Below are 2,528 nucleotides of genomic sequence, written 5' to 3'. Positions count from 1 at the left end.
TACACTTCTAGCTTCGTCGGCAGCGTCAGATGTGTATAAGAGACAGCACCCAACCGCTGGATGTGTTTTTGCGTGAGGTCGAGCACAGCACGCGTCAGTTCCACGATGCCTCGCCCCACGCCATGCGCAAGGTGGTGATGGCGCCCACCACCCCGTTTTATTCGTGCACACCCGACGAGTTGCGCGAGATGGCGCGTGCCGCACGCAGCTTGGGCATTCGCCTGCACAGCCATTTGTCTGAGACCGCCGACTACGTGCGCTTTGCGCGGGACGTGCTCAAGTCTCGCCCGGTGGACTGGTGCGCGGAACACGAATGGATTGGCCCCGACGTGAGCTTTGCCCACATGGTGCATTTGGATGCCGAAGAAATTGCCATCTGCGGCCAAACCCAAACCGCCATCGCCCATTGCCCGCAAAGCAATGGGCGCTTGGGCAGCGGTGTGGCCCCCGTGCAAGCCTTGGCACAAGCCGGTGCCACTGTGAGCATCGGGGTGGACGGTGCCGCCTCCAACGAGGCCGCCGACATGATCAGCGAATTGCATGCAGCCTGGATGATTCACCGCGCCGTCAAAGGTGCCACCGCCCAGTCGGTCGAGACCTTGGTGCACTGGGCCACGGCCAACGGGGCCAAGGTGTTGGGACTCGACGACGTGGGCACGCTGGCCCCTGGCATGCAGGCCGACTTGGTGCTCTACGACCTGACCCACCCACGCTACGCCGGCAACCACGACGACGCCACCGCGCCCATCACCGCAGGCGGCGCGGCCCAGGTGCGCCACGCCTGGGTGGCAGGACGCACGGTGGTGCGCGATGGCCAGATACCCGGCTTGGACTTGGCCGAGTTGTCGGCCCGCGCCCGTGCCTTGGTGAAAAAAATCCAGGCCTCTTGAGCCCCCCGTCCTGGCCTTTACGTCCTAGCCCACACGTCATCCCTCACAAAGGTCAAGCCATGCGCGTTCTGGTGGTGTTTTGTCATCCGGTGGAAACCAGTTTTCACGCCACGCTGCACCGTGACGTGGTGGGCGCGCTCACGCAGGCGGGGCATGAGGTGGACGACTTTGACCTGTACGCCGAAGGCTTCAACCCGGTGCTGTCGCGCGAAGAACGCTTGGGCTACCACGAGGTGCCCAGCAACCGCGTACCGGTCGAGGCCTACCTGCAACGCCTAGAGCGTGCCGAGGCTTTGGTGTTTTGTTTCCCCACCTGGTGCTTTGGCTTGCCCGCCATGCTCAAAGGTTTTTTTGACCGCCTGCTCATGCCCGGTGTGGCCTTTGACATCAGCGACCCGGCCCACGTCAAACCCGCCCTCACCCACATCCGACGCATCAGCGCCGTGGTGACCTATGGACGCCCGCGCTGGATGGCGTGGTACATGGGCGACCCACCCCGGCGCGTGATCACGCGTTACTTGAAAGTGCTGGCAGGCCCGGGCGTCAAAATTGACTACCACGCCCGCTACCACATGAACGTGGCCACGCCCACGCAGCTCACCCGTTTTCGCGATCGCGTTCGCGACGCCATGTTGAAATTCAATTAGGAGTGCCTCTATGTTGGTCACACAACAAGCTGTTTTCAGAAAATTCTGGCATGCCGTCATCCCGCTGTCGCAACTCGCCGACGGACCCAAGCCCTTCACCCTGCTCGGTGAAGACTTGGTGCTGTTCATCGACGACAACGGCGAACCCGCTGCTTTGCAAGACCGCTGCTGTCACCGCACGGCCAAGTTGTCCAAAGGCTGGTGTGTGGACAAAGAAGGCCAGGCCTGTGGCCAAGGCCGCATCCGCTGCGGCTACCACGGCTGGACCTACGACCGCACAGGCCAGGTCGTGCAAATCGTGCAGTACGACGCTGACCGATCCATCCCGCCCGACTACTGCACCAAGGCCTACCACTGCACCGCACGCTACGGCTATGCCTGGGTGGCACTGGAAGACCCGGTGGCCGACATTCCACCCATCCCCGAATTCGATGCGCCCGGCTGGCGCACCATCTACCAGTTCTACGAAACCTGGGCCACCAGCCCCGTGCGTGCGCTGGAAAACAGCTTTGACAACTCGCACTTCAGCTTCGTGCATCGCGCCACCTTCGGCGTGGCCGCACAACCCAAGCCCAGCAAGTACGAACTCGTGGACAACGAAAACGGTTTTCATGCCGAGACCGTGATTGCCGCCACCAACCCACCCGCGTTTCATCGCATCAGCGGCGTGAGCGAGCCCATCACCACGCGTCACATGCGCAATGCCTACTTCCTGCCGTTCTCGCGCCGGCTCGACATCGAATACCCCTCGGGCATCCGCCACGTCATCATCAACTGCTTCACGCCCATCGACGACGGCCACATCCAGCTGTGCCAATGGCTGTTTCGCAACGACACCGAAGCCGACTGCCCCGAGGCCCTGCTGGTGCATTTCGACGAAGTCATCACGCGCGAGGACAAGGACATCCTCGAATCCACCGACCCCGACGCAGTGATCGACCTGCGCCGCCGTGGCGTCGAATACTCGATGGACTCGGACCGCCCCGGCATC

General features: G+C 62.8%; 3 protein-coding genes. All 3 read left to right on the top strand.

Annotation, left to right across the window (positions count from 1 at the left end):
• Positions 1 to 29: 29 nt before the first annotated feature.
• Positions 30 to 890: an amidohydrolase family protein gene (locus tag ACKWJN_RS12735; protein WP_408597465.1), complete on the top strand. Its 861-nt coding sequence runs from the start codon at positions 30 to 32 to the stop codon at positions 888 to 890.
• Positions 891 to 949: 59 nt separating this feature from the next.
• The gene (locus tag ACKWJN_RS12730; RefSeq protein ID WP_408597463.1) at positions 950 to 1,537 is read left to right on the top strand and encodes an NAD(P)H-dependent oxidoreductase; all 588 of its coding nucleotides are present in this window, start codon (positions 950 to 952) and stop codon (positions 1,535 to 1,537) included.
• Positions 1,538 to 1,547: 10 nt separating this feature from the next.
• Positions 1,548 to 2,528 (top strand): Rieske 2Fe-2S domain-containing protein (locus ACKWJN_RS12725; protein WP_408597462.1); only part of this gene is annotated, 981 nt, incomplete at its 3' end.

It is taken from the genome of Limnohabitans sp. (assembly GCF_046052825.1).
Lineage (GTDB): Bacteria > Pseudomonadota > Gammaproteobacteria > Burkholderiales > Burkholderiaceae_C > Limnohabitans.
This window is presented reverse-complemented; position numbering and strand designations above follow the sequence as displayed.

Bases quoted from the DNA above. Each gene is read 5' to 3' on its own strand.
- ACKWJN_RS12735 (WP_408597465.1), top strand. From the start codon at position 30: ATGTGTATAAGAGACAGCACCCAACCGCTGGATGTGTTTTTGCGTGAG.
- ACKWJN_RS12730 (WP_408597463.1), top strand. From the start codon at position 950: ATGCGCGTTCTGGTGGTGTTTTGTCATCCGGTGGAAACCAGTTTTCAC.